This window comes from Shewanella sp. BJSY2023SW005, from assembly GCF_047314585.1.
Lineage (GTDB): Bacteria > Pseudomonadota > Gammaproteobacteria > Enterobacterales > Shewanellaceae > Shewanella > Shewanella algae.
In genome coordinates, this window is the sequence record NZ_JBKORJ010000027.1 from 27,947 (window position 1) to 50,500 (window position 22,554).

Below are 22,554 nucleotides of genomic sequence, written 5' to 3' on the forward strand. Positions count from 1 at the left end.
TTACAGCGCTTCTGTGTCTGTTTCGCCCGTACGAATACGGATAACCTGTTCCAGATCTGTCACAAAGATCTTGCCGTCACCTATCTTGCCGGTATGGGCGGCGTTGGTGATGACCTCCAGCAGGTGCTCAAGATTCTCCGCCTTGGTGGCAATCTCGAGCTTAACCTTGGGCAGAAAGTCCACCTGATACTCGGCTCCCCGATAGAGCTCTGTATGCCCCTTTTGTCGGCCAAAACCTTTTACTTCGGTGACCGTCATCCCCTCAATGCCTATGCCCGCAATCGCTTCGCGGACATCATCAAGCTTGAACGGCTTAATGATTGCGCTGACTAATTTCATCCAGACCTCCAGAATCGCCTTGCTGTATTGGTGTTATGCCAAAAGCAATTCAAGCATCAGGCCAAAATGTTAATTTTTTGTTTTATAAAGAGTTAGCTTTTACGGGCCAGGTTAAGAGCTGCAGATATGCACCAATTAAGTGCAAGTAAGGCTTATGCGCACAAAAAAAGCGCAATCATCTACGACCTAAGGCCTATTGGCTTAAGCCCTGTACTGACGTTAACTGAATGTCCTGTCGTTGACTGGAGAGAAAGAAGGACTCGTTTGCACCTGTCCTAAGACCAACCTAAAGGAGAACAAGATGTTAAAAGCGGAAGAATGTGTGCTGGTCATAGTGGATGTTCAGGGCAAACTGGCGCAGATAATGGACAAGAGTGAACAGCTGCATCAACAACTGGCCATGCTGATAGAAGGCACGGCCTTGTTTGATATCCCAGTGCTCTGGCTGGAACAGTTGCCACAGAAGCTCGGCCCTACGACAGAGTCGCTGGCTGCCCTGCTATCCAAGACCACTTCGCCGATTGCCAAGCATCACTTCAGTGGCTGGCACTGCCCGGCGTTCCGTGAGGCACTGTTGAGCACGGGCCGCAAACAGGTACTGCTGGCCGGGATAGAGACCCATGTCTGTGTCTATCAAACCTGTGGTGATCTTATCGAGCAGGGTTTCTATGTGCACTTGATAGCCGATGCCGTCAGCTCCCGCAGTGAAAGCAACAAACGCTTGGGAATAGAGATGATGAAGCAGCAGGGAGCCAGGCTCAACAACAGCGAATCTTTACTGTTTGAACTGCAACATCAGGCAGAAGGTGAACGCTTTAAGGCTCTGCTTAAGCTGATCAAATAAGCCTGTAATCACTCACTGGCTACCACTGCTGGCTTGTAAGATAAAAAATCCCCGCGGTGCGGGGATTTTTCATTTTGTTATGTTAACGACTGTTACTTGTAGGTTGCTTCACGCTTCTTGGCTTCAGCATCCCACTTAGGCAGAACATTTTTCTTGAAGTCTTCCTTGTCGGAAACCATCTTCTTCATGTCCATACCCAGAGCAGCCTGAGCCTTGGCCTTGGTGGAGATATCAGGCAGAGCGACAGGCTCTGTGATACCTTTCTTGGCCAGCAGCTGCGCCAGTTTCACCCGGGCATTGGCAGCCTTGTCAACCGCAGTACCCAGTACCCGCAGCGCTTCATCAGGAGCGTGAGCCGCGACACCGTGAGAGGCGATAGCATAATCCCAGCGCCATTGAGCATGACGGATATCAGTCAGGATTGGCTTCATCTCGGCTTCGGTCGCACCGGCTTTCCAGGCGGCAGCAGCTTCGAAGTGTGCCTTGACGATTTGATCTTCAGCCTTCAGCTTCAGCTCTTTAACTTTGGCTTTACGCTCGGCAGTCAGGTTCTCCATAAACTCTTTGCTCTGAGTGTGGCACTGAGCACAGGTTTCTTCGAAGCGGTCGAACGGATTACCCACTTTGTGATCGGTGAACTTACGACCCTTGTCGTTGGTTACTTTCGGCATGTGACAGTCAACACAGGTCACGTTGTTCTTACCGTGAACCCCCAGCTGCCAGGTTTCATAACCTGGGTGCTGTGCCTTCAGCATAGGAGTCTTGGACAGAGCGTGAGTCCAGTCGGCAAACTCGATGGCATCGTAGTAAGCTTCCATGGATTCCACTGTAGTGCCTTGATCCCATGGGAACTTAACAAAGCCCTTACGGCCTTCCACTTTCTCAAAGTAGTATTCTACGTGACACTGGCCACAAACCATGGATTGCTTGTCTTTGCGGGAAGCCTTATCAAATGGCGTACCCAGGGTCTCCATGGCGCGCTCGGCAAAAGGACGGCCCAAACGCAGCTTGGGCGAACCTTTCTCGTGACAATCGCCACAACCTATGGCGTTAACCACTTCAGGGCCACCTTTGGCCCACTTGCCGGTGAAGTAACCATCTTCACCCTGCTCTTCAATCAGGCGAGGTACATCCGGGCTCTTACAGCTCCAGCAAGCCATTGGCATTGGACCATCTTCGGCACTCTTTGGCGCACCGGTACGCAGGGTGTTGCGCACATCGGTCACGGCATAAATGTGGCCACGAGGAGCATTGTAGTCCTTGGCGAAACCATAACCGGCCCACAGGATCACCAGGTTGGGATCTTCTGCCAATACGTCAACAATTTCAGAACTCTTTGCAGTGTCATGCCAACTGGCATATTGATTTTTGAACTTGTCTTTGTAGACTTCGTTGCGAGGCTCGGTCTTGTCACTCGCAAACGCACCGGCAGCCATTACGCTTGCCGCGACCAATGCACTGAGTGCAAAGGATTTTTGGCTTAATTTTTTCACCATCTCATCTCCGTGTTACTTTATCGTTATTTGCAATAACCACGACATCTCCAAAGTCAAAAGTAGCCGCTTGAATACGCCAAAAATATACCTCTTAGGGGGTATCCGGAGCGAAGTTTGCGCCAGATCAAAATGTGAAGGCGATGTTGTTCACATTTTTGTACTCTTGTTAATGTATTCAAGCGCTGGCTAATGTAGAACTCTGAGACCCAAGTCCTTTTTTATTCTCGACAATCTTATCGGCGCGTTTTCTTTCCGATAATCGAGAGTAATGCTGCAGGGACTGAGGAAATCTTAGCAAAAGTGAGTGAATATTTCATGAAACGAGGCAGTTTGACCTCTACCATTTTAGGCTTAATGCTGACCCTTATCCTGCTCTCAAGCGGTCTGGCCACTTTTGCCATTATCAATCTGTCTTACAGCCTGGGAGATGCCAGGGCGATCAACGCTTCCGGCTCCCTGCGAATGCAGAGCTACCGGCTGATGTTTTATGCCAACTCCGGCAGTGAAGAAGCGCTGCAAAAAATTCGCGAATTTGAAAACACCCTCTACTCAGATGCCTTGGTACGCTCTATGGACTGGTCATCGCCGGCCAGGCTCGGGCAGCAATACCAACTGGTGATCAGCAAGTGGAAGGTCATGAAGTACTACATAGAGCAGGAAGACTCGCGCAACTATGCCTCCTCGCTGAAAGACTTTGTCGATACCATAGATTTGCTGGTATTGGAGATGGAGCACCACGCCGCCTTCAAACTAAGATTGCTGGCCGTCAGCCAGATAGTGGGCTTGGGGTTGATGCTGCTGATTGCCTTTATCGCCGTGCGCTTTACCAAACGCAAGGTGGTGGTGCCGCTGCAACAGATGATGGAATCGGCCAACACTATTTCCAAGGGTAACTTTGCCGTCGAAATGCCGAAGACGGAATATATTGAGCTCAGCGCTCTTTCCGATGCCCTCGACAGTACGGCTCAGGAGCTGGCAACTCTCTACGGCAACCTGGAAACTCAGGTGAAGGAGAAGACCCTGGCGTTGACCCGTGCCAACCGTGAGCTCAAATTTCTTTATGACAATCTGGTGTTGCTGCATTCGGGCAAACTCAATTTCGAGGTGATGCGGCAGTCGCTGCTGCAACTCAAGGAGTATGAGCACCTGCAACATCTGCGGCTGATTATTCAGCAGGATGAAGATGCCATGGAGGTGATCGCCACCGACGAGGATATCTGGCCGCAATCCGGACAGACCATGCAGTTTCCGCTCAAGTTTGAACAACAGGAACTCGGCTTTCTGGAAGTGATAGGCGAGCACGATATCAATGTGCCCCTGTTTGAAAACTTCGCCATCATGCTGGCTCGCTCGATAGTGATTCACAACGCCTCCGAACAACGCCAACAGCTGGCCCTGCTGGAAGAGCGGGCGGTTATCGCCAGGGAGCTACACGATTCTCTTGGGCAACTGCTGTCCTTCCTGAAAATCCAGATAAGTTTGCTGCGTAAAGGCCTCGACCAGAGCTGCAAAAGCCCGGCGGTGACCCAACAGCTCGAAGAACTCAATGAAGGGGTGACCACAGCCTACGCCCAGCTCAGAGAACTGCTGTCTACCTTCCGCCTGACTGTTAAAGAACCCAATCTGCGCAACGCCCTCGAGGCCATGCTGGAGCAACTGCGCAGCCAAACAGACACGGAGCTGGAACTCAGCTATCGCCTGCCGCCACAGTTACTGGCGGCGCACCAACATATTCATATTCTGCAGCTCACCCGAGAAGCCACCCTCAATGCCATTAAACATGCAAATGCGAGTCGTATTTGTATCAGCTGCGAAAAGAACTCTGATAACATGGTGGTTATCAGTGTCGAAGACAACGGCATAGGCCTGGCGCATATCAAGGAAAGGGATCAACATTTCGGCATAGGGATAATGCACGAGCGAGCCAGCCGCCTCTCGGGTATGGTTGAATTTTCCAGCAATGCGTCGGGAGGCACCAGTGTTGTCCTGACTTTCCCACCTCAGCAGGAGCCACATCATGGGTAAACCTTATTCAGTTCTGGTAGTCGATGACCATCCCTTACTGCGTCGCGGTATCTGTCAGTTACTGGCATCCGATCCTGACTTTAGTCTCTTCGGTGAAGCCGGTACCGGGCTCGACGCCTTGGCGGCTACCGCCGAAAACGAACCGGACATTATCCTGCTGGATCTGAATATGAAAGGCATGACGGGTCTCGATACTCTGAACGCCCTGCGTCAGGAGGGAGTCACCTCCAGAATCGTTATCCTGACGGTTTCCGATGCCAAACAGGATGTTATCCGTTTGCTGCGAGCCGGCGCCGATGGTTACCTGCTCAAGGATACCGAACCCGATCTGCTGCTTGGGCAGCTGAAAGAAGCCATGTCCGGCCACCGAGTGATCAGCGCCGAAGTGGAAGACTATCTGTTTGAATTGAAAAATGCCGCCGACGAGGAAGCCTGGCTCGATAGCCTGACACCGAGAGAGTTGCAGATACTGCAGCATCTGGCTGAAGGCCAGAGCAACAGGGTGATCTCCGAAGAACTGCATATCAGCGAAGGCACGGTCAAGGTGCATGTCAAAAACCTGCTTCGCAAGGCCAATGCCAAGTCCCGCACCGAAATGGCGGTGCGTTATCTCAACCGTTAAGCCACGAAAAAGGGACGCCACTGCGTCCCTTCTCATTGCTGCCAATGCCGCTTGTTCAGCGGCTCTGGTGCAGAAAGTCACACCAACTCTCAAGCACATCCTGAAAGTCTTCCAGGCCGCACCAGGCTTCTGACTCGGCATCATAAAGAGAGAGGGACTCATCCAACTCCTGACTCTCACCGAATTCGAGCACATTGGCGTAAACCCGCACCTGCTCCTGATCCAGTTGCAGCGTCAGATCCCGGCCAATCAACTGCCATTCGCGAATGCGCCCTGACTGTAAATCCGCCAATGCCTGTTTGACCTGAGTGCAGATCTCGGCGTTATCCGCCAACTCTTCAGAGAACCATTGCCCCAGTACATGATGCTCCATACTGAAGCGGGCCATTGCGGTTCCCGTCAGTGAATTGCGCCGAAATTCGTATTCCATGGTGCCACTTCTTTTGCTGTAATCAAACCTATCCTAATTTTAACCCAGAGCCCAGGGGATTGCCCATAGTTATGCCTGGGCTTTACTTTCTATCGTAATATCATTCCCTATAGAAGTTTGACTTGCTCAGAACTGTGTCAACCATTGGGGTTCAAGCCAGATTGGCGATGGCATAGTGATGCTACGGCGAGACAAGTTGGTGTAGTCATCGGGTGGCTGACAAGCTCCCCAAGGGCGAGTTGAAAAAGCACGTATGCGGCGCAAGCCAATGTCGCTTTATCCCGATATCCTTCCATTACTTTACTTGCCTGCCCAGCTTTTCATTGTCACTGAGTGAGTAAATTCCTATGCCCAGTGGTATAACTAGGTTAGCTTGAACTAAAGCAAACCTATGAGAGTGAATCTATGGCCGAAAAACAGTTTTGTGCCTTGCTGCTCAGCGGGGAGATGGCAGGCAAGGAGTTGACGCAGCAACAGGTCAGCGACTGGCGCCCGGAGCAGGGCATACTCTGGCTGCATCTGGACTATAAGAAGAAATCCAACCGTCAGTGGTTGCAACAACACAGCGGCCTGGAAGCGCTGGAAGTGGCTGCCCTGTTGGCGCAGGACACTCGCCCCAGGGTGGTACAATCCGGCCAGGGCTTCCTGCTGGCGCTCAGAGGGGTCAATCACAACCCAGGGGCCGACCCTGAAGACATGGTGTCGATACGCCTCTACCTGGACAATCACAGAATTATCAGCACCAGCAGTCGCGAGCTGTTATCGGTCAAAGACATCATCCAGAGCGTCAGCCAGGGAGCTGGCCCCGGCAATACCGGGGAGTTTTTGCTGGCGCTGACGCAGCGTCTCACCCAACGTAAGACGGAGTTTATCGACCGGCTGGAAGAAACTGTCGACGATCTGGAAGACAAGGTCATGGCCGGTAAAGACAGGGATCTACGCAGCGATATCGCCGAGCTCAGGCGCCAGATAGTGGTGGTCCGGCGCTACCTGGCGCCGCAGCGGGAAGCCTTTACCCGCCTGCTGGCAGACTCGGCCAAGGTATTTGATGAACAGCAGCGGCTTAAATTCAACGAAATCAATGATCAACTCATTCGCTGCATCGAAGATCTGGACGCAATAAGAGACAGGGCCAGCGTCACCCAGGAAGAGTTACAAAACCGTCAGGCCGAGGCAGTCAATCGCCGCCTCTATTTCCTGTCGCTGATCAGCGCCGTCTTTCTGCCGCTGGGTTTTCTTACCGGTCTGCTCGGGGTCAATATCGCCGGGATCCCGGGCGCCGATGTCGGCTGGGCCTTCGGAGCCTTTTGCCTGTTCCTGTTGCTATTGGTAGGGGGACAGTTGTGGCTGTTCTATCGCTATAAGTGGCTTTAGAATTACTGACGCAATAAGTGACTGTAAACAGAAAGGACGCCGGCGGCGTCCTTTTCAATATCGGGTATCCACTTTCCGTAAAAGAAGGGATTACTTGGCAGAAGCCTCGGCTTCGGTCGGCTCTACGGGGGCTTCGGCCTTTTTGACCTTGAGCAACTCGACTTCAAAGATGAGTGTGGAGTTGGCAGGAATAGTGCCCATATCACGCTCGCCATAGGCCAGCTCTGATGGGATAACGAAGCGATACTTGGCGCCTACCGGCATCAACTGAACCCCTTCGGTCCAGCCAGGGATCACCCGGTTCAGGGCAAATTCTGCCGGTTCACCGCGGGAGTAGGAGCTGTCAAACTCAGTGCCGTCGATCAGAGTACCACGGTAGTGAACTGTCACTACGTCTTCGGCGGCCGGCTTCTCACCCTCGCCTGGAGTCAATACTTCGTATTGCAGACCGGACTCAGTGGTGATCACACCCTCTTTGGCCTTGTTCTGTTCCAGATAAGCCTTGCTTTCCTGCATCGACTTGGCCGCCATCTCCTGGACCTTGGCCATACGTTTTTCATTCAGCTTCTGGTCCAGACCTTCAAGCACTTTCTGCATCTCATCTTCAGTCAGTTGCAGCTCGTCTTTCAGCCCCTGTTGGAAACCAGTCACAATCAAAGCACGATCGACTGAGAAACCCAGCTCTTCCTGCTCCTTGATATGGCCGGCCATGTAGCGGCCAATAGAGGCGCCCACGCTATAGGCTTCTTTCTGCTCGACAGAGCTCAGTTCCACTTTGTCGGCACTCGCTGTTTTTTGTTCTTGGTTACAGGCGGAAAGGCCGATCAGGGCCAGTGCGACCAGTGAAATTTTGTAAATCGGTTTCATTAAAGGCATCCTCAGGATCTTCAAATGGTTACAATTAACCCAAAATATGTAAGACGACTCACTTTATACCAGTTAACTTTGAGATACAAAGCAGATTATCCATACTGGTTAACAAGGGAAAGCGGCCGACAAACCGATAACCCTTGCATGGAAGCGACAGCGTTTTACCCTTACTCAAAATGACAAGTCGAGGCGGTATAAGTTCATGGCAATAAACAGATTGCTACTTATTTGCACGCTCAGTTTTACTTTGCTTGGCCTTGGTGCCTGCCATCCAGGCCCCAATAGCAGCCAATCCCTGGCGGCCGATCCCAGCTACAGCGCCAGCCTCTCTGCCGATGGCCGCTACGCTTTGATAAGCAGCCAGGAGGGGATCAGGCTTTGGGATCTCAGACAAGGCGCGGTCAAGTATCAGTGGGCTCAAGGCAGTGAAGCCAATGATGTCATCGCCACAGATATCTCGGCCAATGGAGAATATGCGGTGACGTTAAGCCGCGATTCAGTTGCACTGTGGAAAATCGCCGACGGCCGGGCGGCGGGTTGGTGGTCACTGCCGGCAGTAGCCCAGACTGTGGCCGTGGCCGACAACGGCCAGTTGCTGGTAGGGCTGGCCGATGGCGCGGTGATGTCGCTGACCCCGACCACAGGTGTGCTGGTGAAATTTCTTGGCCACAGTGAAAAGGTCAACAGCGTTGCCCTCTCTGCCGATGGCCGCCTGGCATTGACCGGCGCCAACGATGCCACCGCCCTGCTGTGGCGCACCCAGGATGCTCAGGTACTGAGGCGTTGGCAGATGGACTCCAGGGTACTGAAGGTTGCCCTCAGCCGCAGCGGTAACCTTAGTTTAGTGTCCGACAGTACCGGCAATGCCGACATTTGGCACAATGATTCTGGGAAACTGGCCAGCTCGCTGGCGATAGTCCGGCGGCAAATGAACTTTTCGGCAGCGCGCTTTATCCAACAGGAGCAGGCCTTGTTGACCGGCACGCCGGCCAGAGAATTGAGTCTGTGGCAGGTCGATTCGGGGAAAAAAGTCGCCAACTGGCAAGTTTCACTGCCAAAAAAGCCTTTGCCCCAAAGCGCCGTAGTATACTCAGTGTCTGAATCCGACAACGGCCAACTTCAGAGTATCAGCAGTGCCAGCTTGCTGGAACGCTGGTCGGCGCCAACACAGAGGTAAGTAATGCAAGCAATCCCGGACAGGATCGAAGAGCTCGAAACCAAGCTGTCATTTCAGGAAGCCACACTGGAAGAATTGAGTCAGGAGATTTTCGAACTCAATAAGGTAGTGGCCGAGCAGCAGTTTCAGATCCAGTTGTTAATCAGTAAACTCAAAGCGGTAGAACCGAGCAATATCGCGTCTCAATCGGAAGAAACGCCGCCGCCTCACTACTGAGTCGAATAAAGGGGGGATAAGGATGTTAGCCATAGCAACCTACGGAGAACGTATTCTGGGGCAGGCTGCCCAGCCGGTTCAACAGTTCGATGAACCTTTGGCGGCCCTGGCCGAGAAAATGCTCGAGACCATGAAACTGGCACAGGGGGTTGGCATAGCCGCGCCTCAGGTAGGCCAAGGTATCCGCTTGTTTATTATGGCATCCCATCCCAACGACAGATATCCGGATGCGCCTTTGATGGCGCCCCAGGTGGTGATCAACCCGCAGATACTCAAACGCTCAGGCAAGATGCTGGCCGGAGAAGAGGGTTGCCTGTCTCTGCCCGGTGAAAGAGTACAGATTCTGCGCCATGAAAGCATTGAGGTACGTTATCAGGATCTCAGCGGCGAGTGGCAGCAAGAATGGTTACAAGGCTTTGTCGCGCGCATTTTTCAGCATGAATATGATCATCTGGAAGGACTCACCTTGAGAGAACGACTGGAGATCCAAAACCAAGGAGCCGACTCTTGAAGTCAGGCAAGTTACTGCTGCCACTGTTGTTGTCTCTGAGCCTCACTGGCTGCGCCTTCAACAGTGTATTGGTCAACTATCCATCACAACTGGCCGGCGTTCGCGCCGAACTCAACTCATCAATGCCGGGCAATGCCGCCAAGGAATTGGCAGGCGGGATCAGCAGCCGCGATGGCCTGCTCTATGCCCAGGAAGCGGGGCGCGCCGCGCAGATAAGCGGCGATTTCACCGCCAGTAAAGACTATTACCAAAGCGCCATAGCCGCCTATCAGGCATTCGACGACAAAGCCAAGCTCAGTTTGTCCGAGCTGGGTTCACAGGGTGGCAGCCTGCTGCTGAACGACAATATCATTCCCTATCGTGGTCCCGGGTATGAGCGCATCATGCTGCACCAATATCAGGCTCTCAATTATCTGTTTGCCGGCGATGCCGAAGGCGCGTTGGTGGAGGTGCGTCGCAGCAATGAACTGCAATCGCTGGAACAGCAAAGGTACGAGAAATCCAGCAGTGCGGTGCAGCAGATGGCCAACGGCACTATCAGCGCCGAAATGGATAAACTGGGCAAGGCTGCCGGCAGTGTCACCAGCTCGTTTTTGAACGCCTACAGTTACTACACCACAGGGGTACTGCACGAAATCCTTGGTGAGCGCAACGATGCCTTTATCGACTATCGCAAGGCGGCGCAGATTATGCCGGAGAATCCTTATCTGCAGCAGGATCTGGTGCGCTTGGCCAAAGAGCTTGCCATGCCTCAGTATGATGAGTTCAAACGCCGTTGGGGAGAAGCGCCCACGCCCGCCAAGGGGCAAGGTCAGGTCATCTTGCTGCTGGAGCGCGGCTTTGTGCCCGCCAAGGAGAGCCTAACAGTTCCCTTCATCATTCACGGCAACTGGCAAACTGTCTCTCTGCCCACCTATATGCCCTCCAGAGTGCCGGTCAGCAGTGCCAATATCCGCGGCTTGTCAAAACCTATGACCGCAGCCCCGATAGCCAATATAGATGCCTTGGCCATCACGGCGCTCAAGGAGGAACTACCCTATCTGCTGGTGCGCCAGGCCGCCAGGGTCTATGCCAAGTCGGAAATGGCCCGCAAGGCCGAACGCAAAGACGGTTCGGACCTTGGGGTGATTGCCATGCAGATATTCAACGTGGTCACAGAGCAGGCCGATCGCCGCAGTTGGCTCACGTTACCTAGGCAGGCACAGATAGCAAGGCAGTTTGTCGATGCCGGCAGCTATCAACTGACCCTGGACAATCAGGGCACGGAAATTCAGGTTCAGAGTGGCAAGACCACTCTGGTCTGGGCAATAGACACTGGCAATGTCACACGTTTTTATACAAAATTGATTTGATAACCTTGAAATGGAACTGACTATGAAACACTTGAAGCTGATACTGATACTGATACTGGCTATGGGCATGGCAGCCTGTCAATCCAAAGTGGAATACGGTGATGCCACTGAGGTAGAGACAGTGAATGAAAACTTCGGTTCGACAGATCTGCAAGCCATTGCCGCCAAAATGGTCGACAGCATGCTGACTTTCCCGCCTGTGGTGGCCATGACAGCCAACGACAGACCTATCATCTTTGTCGACAAGATCAAGAACAAGACCTCTGAGCATATAGATACTGAGTCAGTGACCGACTCCATCAGCAACAAGCTGCTGCGCTCAGGCAAGTTCCGTTTTATCGATATGACCAAGGTGGATTCAGTGCGCAAGCAACTGGACTACCAGAATAACGCCGGCATGGTTGACCCATCCACCGCCATCAAGTTCGGTCGTCAGATAGGTGCTCAATACATGCTCTACGGCAACCTTTCCAGCATAGTCAAACAAGATGGCAGCACCCGTGATGTCTACTACAAGATGACCATGCGCCTGATGGACCTGGAAACCGGCTTGATCGAATGGTCCGATGAAAAAGAGATCCGCAAAGTGAAGTCCAAGTCCTTCCTCGGGCTCTAACCAAATCTAACGCTCCTTCCCAAAAGCCGCTGTCACAGCGGCTTTTTTGTAACATTTCTCCTTTGTTCTTTGTCGGCAAATAGCGTAATTTATGCCGCGGGCGCCAAGCCTGACAGGGTATTAACCCTAGGTGTATCCCTCCCCTTTCATTCCAGTTGTGAGGGAAAACACCGACACCCAATGGTAAAACAATAAAAAGCAAGGAATCTGTTTGTGAAATCTCTTCCCCGGTTGTTTGGTCTTAGCCTGTTGGCTGCCGGACTGCTATCACTCAGCGGCTGCAGCAGCACTCAATCCTCTACCGGTGTGCGGGATGGCAGCGGTTATATCAGTGAGCAACAGGCGATGGCTCGCTCTGCCAGAGTCAGCAATGTCAGCTATGAACTGGACTTTACCTTGGATGGCAGCGAGCGATTTGCCAACCGCACCCTGGTACGTTTCAGTCTCAGCGATAACCAACAGCCCCTGACATTGGACTTGAGCAAGGCGCAGATCACCAGCCTTAAGATCAACGGCTACAGGCTCTATCCCAAATACAATGGCGCCTATCTGGAGATCAGTGCCAAGTTGCTGCTCAAAGGCGACAATGAGATAGAAGTCAGCTTCACACGCCAGCATTCCAGCAATGGTGAAGGGCTGCACCGCTTTGTGGATCCCGTCGATGGCAAGGTCTATCTCTACTCCCACTTTGAGCCCGCCGCCGCGCAGCAGATGTTTGCCGTATTCGACCAACCGGATCTCAAGGCCAGCTACAAGTTAACTGTCAGAGCCCCCAAAGACTGGCAGGTGATCAGCGCCACCCAAGAATTGAGTGTGACCCCGGAGGGTGACAACCAGCTGTGGCAGTTTCCGGCAACACCCAAGTTGAGCCCCTACAACTTTTCCATGCATGCAGGCCCTTACCATGTCTGGCAAGACAACAGCGGCAAATACCCCATGCGCCTGTTTGCCCGCCAATCAGTGGCGGCCCAGGTCAATGCCGCCGACTGGTTCAGATACACAGACGCCGGGCTTAAGTTTTTTGACGACTATTTCGGTATCGACTACCCCTTTAAAAAATACGATCAACTGCTGGTGCCTGACTTCCTCTATGGTGCCATGGAAAATGCCGCCGCCATCACCTTTGCCGAAGGGCGTTTTCTTGGCAGTGGTGAGATGACAGCCAATCAGCGCCAGCGCTTGGCGTCGGTGATCATGCATGAAATGGCGCACCAGTGGTTTGGCGATCTGGTGACCATGAAATGGTGGAACGGTCTGTGGCTCAATGAAAGCTTCGCCTCCTTCATGGGCATGCTGGCGAGCGCCGAAGCCACTGAGTTTGACAATACCTGGCGCAGTTTTTACGCCAGGGGCAAACAGAGTGCCTATCAGCAGGACTCTGGCGTTACCACCCACCCCATAGAAGTGCCTGTGGCCAGCAGTGCCAACGCCTTCGATAATATCGACGCCATCACTTATCAGAAAGGGGCCGCGGTTCTCATTCAACTGCGCCACCTGCTTGGGGAGCAAACCTTCCGCCGTGGCGTCAGTGAATACCTCAAACGCTACTCCTGGCAAAACGCCACACTGGAAGACTTCATTACCAGTCTCGGCCAGGCCGCCAAGCGGGATCTGAGCCAGTGGACCCGGGATTGGCTCTACAGCGCCGGTGTCAACAGCCTCAAGGCTGAGTTCCAGTGCCAAGATGGCCGCATCAGCGAATTTGCTCTGTTGCAGTCGGCAAGCGATCCCGCCTATCCGACGCTCAGAGAGCAAAAAGTTCAGTTGGCCTTACTGAGCAAGGGCCGCCATGAGATGCACCTGCTGCAAACTCTGGCCGTTACCTACCAAGGTGAAAAGACCTTGGTGCCGCAACTTAAAGGCGCGTCCTGTCCTGATTTGGTTTATCCCAACTATCAGGACTGGGGCTATGTCAAAGTCGAGCTCGACCCACGCTCGTTCGATACCGCCTTCAATCACCTGGCCAAGGTAGAAGATCCCCTGCTGCGCGCGATGCTCTGGCAAAGCCTGTGGGACAGTGTCCAGAGCGGTAACTTGCCCTTGAACAAGTATCTGGAAACTGTGCTTATCAATGCTCCCAAAGAGAGCGATTACACCCTGCTGGGGCAAATTCTAGGCAATATGCGCTACAGCAAGACCTTACTCGAGTCGATGGCTCCCATTCACTCGGCCTATGCCGAGCGCGCCATCAGAGCGCTGGCGCAGATGAGCCTGCGTCTGACCATGCAAAACGCGGATAATAAAGATCTGCAGCGGCGCTGGTTCGATGCCTATGTGGACTTTGCCCGCGACGGGGACTCGCTGGATCACCTGCTGTCACTGCTGCAAGGCCACAGCAAGATAAGGGGAGTGGAGCTGGATCAAGATACCCGCTGGCAGCTTATCTATCAGTTGAACTGTTACGATTACCCCACCAGCAAACTTCTGTTGCAGCAAGAAGCCAAGCTTGATAACAGCGACTCGGGGCAAAAGGCGGCCATCGCCGCCGAAGTGGTGCGCCCGGAAACTGCCGGTAAACGCCGCTGGCTGGAGAAAATCAACCATTCGGCGCTGCCGTTTGCCAAGCTGAGGGTGGCAATGGAAAACCTCTATCCCAGCAGCCAAGGGCAACTCCAGGCCAGCACCGCAGAGCAGCGCTTGAGTCAGCTGGCCACCCTGGACGCCGAAAAAGGCCCGGTATTTATGCGCAGTTACGCACCGGCATTATTACCGCGTCAATGCAGTCATGCCTCAGTACTGCAGCTCGAAAAAGCCTTACAGGCCAACCCTGAGCTATCGGCCATGACCCAGCGTAATCTCAAGCAAGCCATTGAGAGAGAGCAGCGCTGCGTACTGATAAAAGATACCCTGAAACCTTAGCCGAAAGACAGAACAAGGGCCTCAATGAGGCCCTTGATTTTCCTGTCCCCCTATACTGTGCCAGAATGTTCAACATGCTTAACACCAAGGAGTCGTTATGGGATTAATCAGTCTGATGCTTGTGATAGTCATAGGCATCTTTGCCGTGATACTCATCAAGGATTACAACCGCAAGCAGCAATATCACCAAAATGGCGAAGTTGAAAAACTGCAACGGGAAGTGGATGAATTGAGGCAGCGAATTGCCAACCTGGAAACCATAGTCACGGACAAAAGCTACGATCTGAAGGACAAGATCAATCGGCTCTAAGACTAACGCAATAGGTTTCTCTTCAGTATATCCGGAACAAGATACTGTATTAATTAAGTTAATTGTCATGATTTTGCTATCCGGCTGTCATCAACCGTCTTTAGCTTAAGCGGCCTGTTTATGACTAAATACCATTCTCGCCAAGTGAGTAAACTCCTGTGCGAAATAGTATAAGGATCTGCTTAATGAAGGCTTTTCACTCCAAAACAACGTCGGTATTACTTGGCTCTGTACTGTTTGGCCTGTTGCTCGGTGGCTGCAACAGCAATGACAACAACGCCAATACTTCAACCCCGACACAGGATCAGCAGGAGAAAGTTGGCGCCAATCTGGGCCCCCGTCCCCTGTTTCTGGTAAATGACATGGATGAAGGGCCGCTCAAAGATAAACTGGCACAATGCAGCCAGGGGCCCTTTTATCGCACCGACTTCAGCATAGGCCACCGCGGCGCCTCCATGCAGTTCCCTGAGCACACCAAAGAAGCCTATTTGGCAGCTATAGATGCCGGTGCCGGAATAGTGGAATGCGATGTCACCTTCACCGCCGATAAACAGTTGGTTTGTCGGCACTCCCAATGCGATCTGGCCACAACCACCAATATCCTGGGTATCCCTGAGTTGGCAGCCAAATGCCGTCAGCCTTTCTCTCCCGCCGATGCTGCCAATGGTGTTAACGCCAGCGCCGAGTGCTGTACCAGCGATATAACCCTGAACGAATTCAAACAGCTTTGCGGCAAGATGGATGGCTTTAATCCCAAGGCCACCACGGCGCATGAATTTATGGAGGGCACTCCTGCCTGGCGCACGGATCTCTACGCCAGTTGTGGCACATTGATGACCCACGCCGAGAGCATAGCTCTGTTTAAAGAAGCCAAGGTCAAGATGACGCCTGAACTCAAGGCCGCCAGTGTGCCCATGCCCTTCGATGGCTTTAGCCAACAGGACTATGCTCAGAAGATGATCGACGAATATCAGGCCGCCGGGGTGCCGGCAAAAGATGTCTATCCCCAGTCATTTAATCTGGAAGATGTGCAATACTGGTTGGCCAATAACGCCGATTTTGGCAAGCAGGCCGTCTATCTGGATGACAGGTATGACTCAGACAGCAGCTTTAACCCCAATGATTTGACCCATTGGCAGGCCGATATGCAAAGGCTCAAGGCGCTGGGAGTCGAAATCATTGCGCCGCCCTTGTGGGTATTGGTGGCTCTGGATGACAGCGGCAAGATAGTTCCCTCGGCCTATGCTCTGGCGGCCAAGGAAGCCGGGCTTAAAATAATCACTTGGTCACTGGAACGTTCTGGCCCCCTGGCGCAAGGCGGTGGTTGGTACTATCAGAGCATCAGCGATGGCATCAACAACGATGGCGATGTCTATCAACTGCTGGATGTACTGGCCAAAGAGGTAGAGGTCTTGGGTGTCTTCTCCGATTGGCCGGCAACTGTGACTTATTACGCCAACTGCATGGACATATAACGAGTGTGAGCAACAAAGAGGGCGCCCATTGGCGCCCTCTTCAGTATTTGATGATAGAAACCCTTTATCAGAGGAACAACTCTTTGATATTTCTCAAATCGCCCTTACCTTCAGCCAGTTCTTGCGGGCTCAAACCGGAAACTTCATGGGGGAATACCAGCCATTCATCCGAGGCATGGATATAGTAGTCGGGCTTCAGTGGCACCGCAGTGTTCTGTGGCTTGTAGTAAGGACAAGCGATACGGATATCCTTGGGCATGTTCAGTCGCATTAGCTGACCGAGTTTCTCCTTCAGTGCAAAGATACTGCGGCCGGAGTCAAAAACATCATCAACAATCAGCAAACCATCATCGGCATTGGCATTTTCAACAATGTAGTGCAGACCATGAACCTTGATCTCCTTGCTCTGCTTGTCTGTGCCTATGCCGTAGTAGGATGAAGTACGCACCGCAATATGGTCGGTCTCCACTTTTTTGAAGTCGAAAAACTCCTGTACCGCAATCCCTATTGGGGCGCCGCCACGCCAGATCCCAACAATAAACTGTGGCCGAAAGCCACTGTCATAGACCTGTGCTGCCAGACGAAATGAGTCCTCCAGCAATTCCTGTGCGGTAATAAAGCGTTTTTCTGTCATAGGTATGCGACCCCATCTTGTTCTATTTTGTGTGCTTCGCTGTCTGCTTTTGGCAGGTACTGAATTGGAGGCCGGTTCCAAAATCCGGAGTGGCTTCCACCATTGTAGGCAGGCAGAGGATTTTGGGCGCGCATTTTATAACAAATTTTTCTTTGGCGCTGTGCCAAATGCACATTCTTGTGTCTCAGGCGACAAAAAATCTTCTCTAGTCGCTCAGTCCTAGTTGAGCAATATCTACTTTATTCACTTAAGCATGTTCAATTAATAAATAACAAACTAATTAACAAAGATTTTCTAACAAGACAAAACCAACAAATGAATAATTAGTCATTTTTTATGATTGGTTATTGATTGATACGTTCGAACTGGCTATAGTGCCAGCCATACGGTTCTTCAAGAGTATCTTCAATGATGAAAAAATCCCTGCTTCTGGCCACTGTCACGGCTTTGCTGTTGACCGGCTGCGGTAAAGATCAAGATGTACTGGTCGTCGGTACCAATGCTGCCTTCCCTCCATTTGAATATATGGGGGGCGCCAATGGTGATGAGGTAAAAGGGCTGGATATCGATATTGCCAAGGCGATTGCCGCCGACGCCGGTAAAACCCTCAAGGTAGAAAACCTCAAGTTCGACTCTCTGATAGTGGCGCTGAACTCAGGCAAAATCGATTTTATCGCCTCCGGCATGACAATCACGGATGAGCGGCAAAAGAGCGTCAACTTCTCCACGCCTTACTACGAAGCCACCCAAGTGGTGATAGTCAATCAGGACAGCCAGATATTCAACACTCCGGCTGATCTTGCCGGCAAGAAGATTGCGGTGCAGCTGGGCTCTACCGGCGACATCATGGCCAAGGAACTCAAGGCCGAAGTCGTGGCCTTCAATACGGGTTTTGAAGCCTTTATGGAGCTGAAAAACCACAAGGTAGACCTGGTACTGTTCGACAGCCAACCGGCGGCCACTTATCTGGCCAAGAACCCCACTCTCAAACAACTGGATATCGACTTCTCACCCGAGTTTTACGGTATTGCAGTCTCCAAGAATCAACCCGAACTGCTCGGCCAGATCAATGCCACCCTGTCACGGCTGCAAAGCTCTGGTGAATACCAACAACTCCTTGAAAAGTATCAGAAGTAATCTTAGATGGATGCAATAATCTCTTCGCTGTTTACCCCCATAGGGGAAGACGGCATGATCGGTATTTTGCTGATCCTAAGCGGCCTCAAGGTCACCTTGACTGTGACCTTCTTCGCCATGATCCTCGGTGCCATTCTCGGGGTGCTCACCACCTTGATGGGTATGTCCGAGCGCTGGTATCTGCGCTGGCCGGCCAAGCTGTATGTCGGGGTGATCCGCGGTACCCCTGTAGTGGTTCAACTGGTGATCCTCTACTTTATCGTGTTGGCCGCCATGGATGTCGACAAGGTGACAGCCGCCATCATCGCCTTTGGCCTCAACAGTGGCGCCTATATCAGTGAGATCATCCGTGCCGGTATCCAGGCGGTCGACAAGGGCCAGGCCGAGGCCGCCCGCTCTCTGGGGATGAGCCATTCACTGACCATGCGTGAGGTAGTGTTGCCACAAGCAATCAAGAATATTCTGCCGGCGCTCGGCAATGAATTTATCGTGCTTTTGAAGGAAACGGCCGTCATCGGCTTTATCGGTGGTGTGGATCTAATGCGTGCCGGTGAAATCATCCGCAGCCGAACCTTCGAAGATGTGGTGCCGCTGCTGACTTGTGCCCTTATCTATCTGTTGTTGACCTACAGCTTCACCTGGCTGTTGGGTAAGTTTGAAGCGAGGCTGAAACAAAGTGATTGAGATAACCAACCTGCATAAGTACTACGGCAAACTGGAAGTACTCAAGGGCATAGATCAGCATATCGCCAAGGGAGAAGTGGTCAGTATTATAGGCCCCAGTGGTAGTGGCAAGAGTACTTTTCTTCGCTGTATCAACCTATTGGAGCAACCGACTGAAGGCGAAATACGGATAGCCGGTGAATCGATAACGGCGCCGGGGGCCTGTGTCGACAAGCTCAGACAGAAAGTGGGCATGGTATTCCAGCACTTTAACCTGTTTCCCCACAAGACAGTGTTGGCCAACCTGACGCTGGCACCGGTCAAGCTGGGGTTGATGAGTTCGGCCGAGGCCGAGGCCAAGGCTTTGGGACTGCTGGGTAAGGTTGGCCTGGCAGATAAGAAAGATGCCTATCCATCCAGTTTGTCCGGCGGCCAGAAACAGAGGGTGGCCATTGCCAGAGCCCTGACCATGTCTCCCGAACTGATGCTGTTTGACGAACCCACCTCGGCGCTGGATCCGGAAATGGTCGGCGATGTGCTGGACGTGATGCAATCTTTGGCTCGCGACGGCATGACCATGGTGATAGTCACTCACGAGATGGGATTTGCCCGCGAGGTGTCTGACAGGGTGATCTTCATGGATGAAGGGGTGATCCAGGAAGCGGGCACGCCGGAGCAGATTTTCAATGCGCCGCAAAATCCCCGTACTCAAGGCTTCCTTGCCAAGGTGCTGCGCTGAGCACAGGGTAACTTTTTAGTACAAAAGTGCCATAAATCTGCCATCTTTGTTCTCTATGTTGGGTGCTTTCCCAAACGCCCAATATAGAGAGGTTATTCGTGCGTCAATCCCATCAAGTCGCAGCATTGTCACTGCTGTCTCTGGCCCTGCTGGCCGGCTGTAACTCAGATAACGACACTCAAACTCCCGAGCCGGTAACGGGTCGCTGGCTCAAAGGCGATCTTCATGTTCACACTGCGGTTTCCCAGGATGCCAGAGAGACCCAGGCCGATATTCTCAAGTGGGGCTTCGAGGACTTTGGTCTGGATTATATGAGCCTGACCAACCATATGCGCAACAACAGCCAGGACAATGAAGATAACGATCTAGGCGGCATTCTCTTCTATGATGCCCTCACCCGCTACGAAAAACCCGGACTCGCCAGCCTGATGCCCAACTACCCGGGCAAGTTGGTTTACTCCGGCTTTGAGTGGGATATGCCGACCCATGAACACTTCAATATCGCCATCTTGGCCGATGAACAGCAGACTCTGGATGCGATTAAAACCTTCGAGTACAGCTTCAGTGCCAAGAATGAGCCGGAGGATTTCGCAGCCGAAGATCTTGCCGCCTGGGAGGCCGCCGGCGTCAAGCGTCAGAATCAAACCCATGCAGATGCCGTAGCGGCGCTCGCCTGGCTACAGCAACACTTTCCCAAACAGAGCTACGGCATGCTCAATCACCCCAGACGCTATATCGACAGCTACACCATAGCCGAAGTCAGGGAGCTTCACGATGCCGCGCCTGAGGTCTTCTTCCTGGTGGAAGGCATGGTTGGCGGCCAGTTCAGTGGCAACCGCGGTGACTATGGTGACAGATCGAGCGGTGTTTACGGCGGTGTCGATCCCGTCGTGGCCGAAGTCGGCGGTTGGTGGGATGCGCTGCTGGGCGAAGGGCGCAGGATTTGGAACATGGGTAACTCGGATATTCACTTCAAGACCAGGCCACCTTACGCCAGCAGTTATTATCCCGGCGAATACGCCAAGAATTACACCTGGGTTGAGGGTGAAGGCACCCAGGCACTGCTTGAAGGGCTACGCTCGGGGAACAGCTTTGCGGTATTTGGCGATCTCATCGATGGGCTGGATTTCCAGATGAATAGCGGTAAGCAAACCATCACTATGGGACAAACCTTGAGCGCCAAGGCCGGCGACAAGGTCACTATCAATATCAGGTTCCGCAGCCCTGAGCTGAATAACAAGGAAAGCGATATCGGCAATGAACACTACGCAGGTATTAATCCGGGAGTACATCATATCGATTTAATTGCCGGCAATATCGGTGAGCGGGCCAAGCCGGGAACGGCTGCCTGGCAAAAGGAAACCAACGACAGCACCCGGGTGATCAAGTCATTCACCCAGGCCGACTGGCAAAAAGACAGCGATGGCTTCTACAACATGAGCTTCAGCTTTATCGCCGATGGCAAGCAGTATTTCCGCCTGCGTGGTACTAACCTGGATTACAACGTCAGCGGCTTGACCAACAAGGGCACTCCTCTGCGTTCAGAGGTGTTGCCACAGGCCGAAGGGGAGCAGGTGCAACAATGGTACAACGACATCAATGAGCGTAACTACGGCGATCTCTGGTTCTATTCCAACCCGCTGTTTATCACCACGCAATCCTGACTAAGTTCTGCACTCAGGCAGGACGCGGCAACTGCCCGTCCTGCAAAAAGTCTTTTAAAAACCAAGTCAATGGCATGCTGCGGCTATTACGACGACTGAAAGCCACCTTGGCGGCCGAGCTTTGGCAGATCCAGTATTCACACTCCTGCGGCTCGGTTGATTGCAATACCAAAGGATCGTGCAGCGCCAGATTAACGCCCTCTTCGGCTCTGGCCGAAGTGTAGCGGATCATCTGCGCCTGCTGTTGCAGCAGCCAGGCCCCCATAGCCTGGGTATAGGTATAGTTCGACTTGTGAGTCAGTTGCTGCTGCACTTCCTGCCCCTGCAATAGCGTCAGGTCGGCACAATCGCGGGCATTGATATCCACAGAGTACAGCATATGCTCAGAGCGCAGCGGCTCCAGATAAGGCTCCAGCATGTCGGCCATAAAGACAAAACGATAGTAAGCAACTTCGGCCAAACAGGTCTGCCAGGATTCACTGGCATAAAAGAAGCTTTCCATTGTGATACTGCCAAAGCGCGAGCCATGGCGCAGCGGCGGATAACGAAACGGGGTCTTGAGCAGATAATGCAAGTGCTCTGTTCCACTTCGGTAAGGCGGTTTAACCTCATCGAGCAGAGACTCAAGCAGCATCTGTTCGTCAAAATCATCCACCAGGCTCAGGGTGGCGGCTTCTTCCTGGGACTCGACCAGGCGATAACCGCGGCCAAGGTAAGGGCGAGGGAAAAAGTCCTGCGGCTCTAACGCGCTAAAATCCATTTTCAGTTATTTGTCTCCTGTCACCGGCTATGGCTGTCAGACCTTGCCTCGCATCGCATCCAGATATTGGTTAACACTCACCAGGCCAACCACGGTTTGCAATAAAGTCTTGGGGGTCCCATTCAGCGCCTTGTTGGGGCTGTTGAGCCAGTGACGCATAAAGGCTTTCTCACCACCCGCTATGGCATACAACGAGCGATACAGGCGGATAAGCTGCAACTGCAGTTCCCCCTGCTTGGAATCGGGTTTAAACCCCTTGCCGCTGTTACGGCTCAAGGTGCTGGGATTAACACCTATGATACGGCTGGCCTCGGCCTGGGTAAGTTGTAACTCGCTGCAAGCATTGGAAAACGCCTTGAATAATACCTCGGCTGCATTGGCTTTCTCTAGGGTATTCATCTTTGCTGCTCCGCCATAAACCTGTCCATATATTAACCAAGA

General features: G+C 52.7%; 23 protein-coding genes. 16 read left to right on the top strand and 7 right to left on the bottom strand.

Annotation, left to right across the window (positions count from 1 at the left end; all coding sequences use genetic code 11):
• Positions 1-339 carry a P-II family nitrogen regulator gene (gene glnK, locus ACMHXI_RS08440; protein WP_025011521.1) on the bottom strand — a complete coding sequence of 113 codons (339 nt, stop codon included), beginning with the start codon at positions 337-339 and terminating at the stop codon, positions 1-3.
• Positions 340-640: 301 nt separating this feature from the next.
• Here glnK and ACMHXI_RS08445 point away from each other — a divergent pair, with 301 nt between their 5' ends.
• Complete coding sequence (locus ACMHXI_RS08445; protein ID WP_044733845.1) at positions 641-1,183, top strand: hydrolase; 543 nt, start codon at positions 641-643, stop codon at positions 1,181-1,183.
• Between the two features lie 92 nt (positions 1,184-1,275).
• Here ACMHXI_RS08445 and nrfA read toward each other — a convergent pair whose 3' ends face one another.
• Complete coding sequence (gene nrfA / locus ACMHXI_RS08450) at positions 1,276-2,679, bottom strand: ammonia-forming nitrite reductase cytochrome c552 subunit (RefSeq protein WP_028780136.1); 1,404 nt, start codon at positions 2,677-2,679, stop codon at positions 1,276-1,278.
• Between the two features lie 315 nt (positions 2,680-2,994).
• Between nrfA and narQ the strand changes: the two genes are divergently transcribed.
• Positions 2,995-4,704 (top strand): nitrate/nitrite two-component system sensor histidine kinase NarQ, encoded by a 1,710-nt coding sequence (gene narQ / locus ACMHXI_RS08455; protein ID WP_028780137.1) that lies wholly within the window; start codon positions 2,995-2,997, stop codon positions 4,702-4,704.
• Entirely contained in the window at positions 4,697-5,326 is a 630-nt protein-coding gene (locus tag ACMHXI_RS08460; protein ID WP_025011524.1) for a response regulator, read from the top strand. The genes narQ and ACMHXI_RS08460 overlap by 8 nt, the downstream gene beginning before the upstream one ends.
• Positions 5,327-5,381: 55 nt before the next feature.
• On the opposite strand, the gene ACMHXI_RS08465 is transcribed toward ACMHXI_RS08460, so the two are convergent.
• Positions 5,382-5,756: a YacL family protein gene (locus ACMHXI_RS08465; protein WP_025011525.1), complete on the bottom strand. Its 375-nt coding sequence runs from the start codon at positions 5,754-5,756 to the stop codon at positions 5,382-5,384.
• 405 nt (positions 5,757-6,161) lie between these two features.
• On the opposite strand from ACMHXI_RS08465, the gene ACMHXI_RS08470 reads away from it, so the two are divergent.
• Entirely contained in the window at positions 6,162-7,130 is a 969-nt protein-coding gene (locus ACMHXI_RS08470) for a zinc transporter ZntB (RefSeq protein WP_101052502.1), read from the top strand.
• A 90-nt stretch (positions 7,131-7,220) separates the two neighbouring features.
• Here the strand turns inward: ACMHXI_RS08470 and fkpA are convergent, their stop codons facing one another.
• Positions 7,221-7,997: an FKBP-type peptidyl-prolyl cis-trans isomerase gene (fkpA, locus tag ACMHXI_RS08475; RefSeq protein WP_025011527.1), complete on the bottom strand. Its 777-nt coding sequence runs from the start codon at positions 7,995-7,997 to the stop codon at positions 7,221-7,223.
• Between the two features lie 205 nt (positions 7,998-8,202).
• Between fkpA and ACMHXI_RS08480 the strand changes: the two genes are divergently transcribed.
• The 8 genes from ACMHXI_RS08480 (at position 8,203) to ACMHXI_RS08515 (ending at position 16,516) form a co-directional block, all read left to right on the top strand.
• Positions 8,203-9,177, top strand: coding sequence for a WD40 repeat domain-containing protein (locus tag ACMHXI_RS08480; protein ID WP_144165109.1), 975 nt, complete (start codon positions 8,203-8,205; stop codon positions 9,175-9,177).
• A 3-nt stretch (positions 9,178-9,180) separates the two neighbouring features.
• Positions 9,181-9,393, top strand: coding sequence for a SlyX family protein (locus ACMHXI_RS08485; RefSeq protein ID WP_025011529.1), 213 nt, complete (start codon positions 9,181-9,183; stop codon positions 9,391-9,393).
• A 22-nt stretch (positions 9,394-9,415) separates the two neighbouring features.
• Entirely contained in the window at positions 9,416-9,904 is a 489-nt protein-coding gene (def, locus tag ACMHXI_RS08490) for a peptide deformylase (protein WP_025886974.1), read from the top strand.
• Complete coding sequence (locus tag ACMHXI_RS08495) at positions 9,901-11,256, top strand: COG3014 family protein (RefSeq protein WP_335922653.1); 1,356 nt, start codon at positions 9,901-9,903, stop codon at positions 11,254-11,256. The genes def and ACMHXI_RS08495 overlap by 4 nt, the downstream gene beginning before the upstream one ends.
• Before the next feature lie 22 nt (positions 11,257-11,278).
• Complete coding sequence (gene lpoB, locus ACMHXI_RS08500; RefSeq protein WP_243892918.1) at positions 11,279-11,872, top strand: penicillin-binding protein activator LpoB; 594 nt, start codon at positions 11,279-11,281, stop codon at positions 11,870-11,872.
• Positions 11,873-12,085: 213 nt separating this feature from the next.
• The gene (gene pepN, locus ACMHXI_RS08505) at positions 12,086-14,731 is read left to right on the top strand and encodes an aminopeptidase N (RefSeq protein WP_109248529.1); all 2,646 of its coding nucleotides are present in this window, start codon (positions 12,086-12,088) and stop codon (positions 14,729-14,731) included.
• A 97-nt stretch (positions 14,732-14,828) separates the two neighbouring features.
• Positions 14,829-15,041 (top strand): hypothetical protein, encoded by a 213-nt coding sequence (locus ACMHXI_RS08510; protein ID WP_025886971.1) that lies wholly within the window; start codon positions 14,829-14,831, stop codon positions 15,039-15,041.
• Between the two features lie 185 nt (positions 15,042-15,226).
• Positions 15,227-16,516 carry a glycerophosphodiester phosphodiesterase family protein gene (locus tag ACMHXI_RS08515; protein WP_129979271.1) on the top strand — a complete coding sequence of 430 codons (1,290 nt, stop codon included), beginning with the start codon at positions 15,227-15,229 and terminating at the stop codon, positions 16,514-16,516.
• A gap of 67 nt (positions 16,517-16,583) precedes the next feature.
• On the opposite strand, the gene ACMHXI_RS08520 is transcribed toward ACMHXI_RS08515, so the two are convergent.
• On the bottom strand, positions 16,584-17,150 hold the full coding sequence (locus ACMHXI_RS08520; protein ID WP_025011535.1) for a phosphoribosyltransferase: 567 nt from the start codon (positions 17,148-17,150) through the stop codon (positions 16,584-16,586).
• Between the two features lie 411 nt (positions 17,151-17,561).
• Here ACMHXI_RS08520 and ACMHXI_RS08525 point away from each other — a divergent pair, with 411 nt between their 5' ends.
• The 4 genes from ACMHXI_RS08525 (at position 17,562) to ACMHXI_RS08540 (ending at position 21,353) form a co-directional block, all read left to right on the top strand.
• Positions 17,562-18,287 (top strand): basic amino acid ABC transporter substrate-binding protein, encoded by a 726-nt coding sequence (locus ACMHXI_RS08525; protein ID WP_044735676.1) that lies wholly within the window; start codon positions 17,562-17,564, stop codon positions 18,285-18,287.
• A gap of 6 nt (positions 18,288-18,293) precedes the next feature.
• Positions 18,294-18,971, top strand: a complete 678-nt coding sequence (locus tag ACMHXI_RS08530) for an amino acid ABC transporter permease (RefSeq protein ID WP_044733837.1) — start codon at positions 18,294-18,296, stop codon at positions 18,969-18,971.
• Positions 18,964-19,689 carry an amino acid ABC transporter ATP-binding protein gene (locus ACMHXI_RS08535; protein ID WP_025886969.1) on the top strand — a complete coding sequence of 242 codons (726 nt, stop codon included), beginning with the start codon at positions 18,964-18,966 and terminating at the stop codon, positions 19,687-19,689. Before ACMHXI_RS08530 ends, ACMHXI_RS08535 begins: the two co-directional genes overlap by 8 nt.
• A gap of 98 nt (positions 19,690-19,787) precedes the next feature.
• Complete coding sequence (locus tag ACMHXI_RS08540; protein ID WP_413734665.1) at positions 19,788-21,353, top strand: hypothetical protein; 1,566 nt, start codon at positions 19,788-19,790, stop codon at positions 21,351-21,353.
• A gap of 13 nt (positions 21,354-21,366) precedes the next feature.
• On the opposite strand, the gene ACMHXI_RS08545 is transcribed toward ACMHXI_RS08540, so the two are convergent.
• Complete coding sequence (locus ACMHXI_RS08545) at positions 21,367-22,113, bottom strand: RES family NAD+ phosphorylase (protein ID WP_045283715.1); 747 nt, start codon at positions 22,111-22,113, stop codon at positions 21,367-21,369.
• A 36-nt stretch (positions 22,114-22,149) separates the two neighbouring features.
• Entirely contained in the window at positions 22,150-22,512 is a 363-nt protein-coding gene (locus ACMHXI_RS08550; RefSeq protein ID WP_025011540.1) for an MbcA/ParS/Xre antitoxin family protein, read from the bottom strand.
• Positions 22,513-22,554 lie beyond the last annotated feature (42 nt).